Consider the following 310-nt stretch of genomic DNA (forward strand, 5'->3'; position numbering starts at 1 on the left):
CAGATCCGTAGGAGGCTCATTTAAGTTCAGGGGCTTGCGGGTGGGTTGATGGGGCTTGAACTCAAGAGTGCATAAACCAGCAACGCCCATCCAGCGCCGCCCACCAGTCCGGCAACAGCATCCGTGAGATAATGAACACCCAAAGCGACGCGGGTCGTGCCTATCATTATGCAAGTTGCAATCGCAGTGCCCATGATCATCAGGCGCGTGGTTGTTTTCCGGGACATGCCCGCAAATGCCAGCGCGATGCTGATATAGACTACGCTGCCATTGAAGACGTGGCCACTCGGGAAGCTATTGCCATTTATGG

General features: G+C 55.2%; 1 protein-coding gene. It reads right to left on the minus strand.

The features are described 5' to 3' along the window. Positions 1-26: 26 nt before the first annotated feature. Positions 27-310, minus strand: a 284-nt coding sequence (locus tag WA1_RS54455) for a phosphatase PAP2 family protein (RefSeq protein ID WP_158516817.1), incomplete at its 5' end; no start/stop codon positions are given.

Source organism: Scytonema hofmannii PCC 7110 (genome assembly GCF_000346485.2).
Taxonomy (GTDB): Bacteria; Cyanobacteriota; Cyanobacteriia; order Cyanobacteriales; family Nostocaceae; genus Scytonema; species Scytonema hofmannii.